At 71.0% G+C, this 579-nt stretch carries 1 protein-coding gene; it reads left to right on the plus strand.

Annotated features, from left to right (window positions below):
• A partial coding sequence (locus tag J7528_RS24015; protein ID WP_291879882.1) for an MFS transporter occupies positions 1 to 579 on the plus strand: 579 nt, incomplete at both ends.

The raw sequence follows: 579 nt of genomic DNA on the forward strand, positions 1-579 counted from the left end.
CCCCAACCCTCCTCCCCGCTGCAGATCGCCGACTACCGGCGCTTCTGGCTCGCCCGCTTCCTGTCGGTCTTCGCCACGCTCTCGGTGGTGGTGCTGATCGGCTACCAGACCTACGACGTCGCCCGCGAGCAATACGGCATGGGCGTCAAGGACGCCGCCTTCATGCTCGGCCTGCTCGGTGCCGCGCAGTTCGTGCCGCTGTTCCTGCTGACCCCGGTCGCCGGAGTCGCCGCCGACCGTTTCGACCGGCGCTACGTGGTGCTGTTCGCCAACGCGATCGACTGCCTGATCGCGCTCGCGCTGGCCTTCGCCACTCGCCACGACGCGCTGAGCCTGCCGCTGCTGTTCGGCCTCGCCGCCGCGCACGGCGCCGCGCGGGTGTTCAACGGCCCGGCACTCTCGGCGATCGCCCCCAACATCGTCCCCCCGGTGCTCCTGCCCAAGGCGATCGCGCTGAGCTCGATGGGCTGGCAGATCGGCACCGTGATGGGCCCGGCCGTCGCCGGCTTCATGTTCGCCCACACCCCCTCGCTGCCCTACTTCCTCGCCGCCGGCCTGCTGCTCAGTGCCGGACTGCTC

It is taken from the genome of Caulobacter sp. (assembly GCF_017744445.1).
Classification (GTDB): Bacteria; Pseudomonadota; Alphaproteobacteria; order Caulobacterales; family Caulobacteraceae; genus Caulobacter.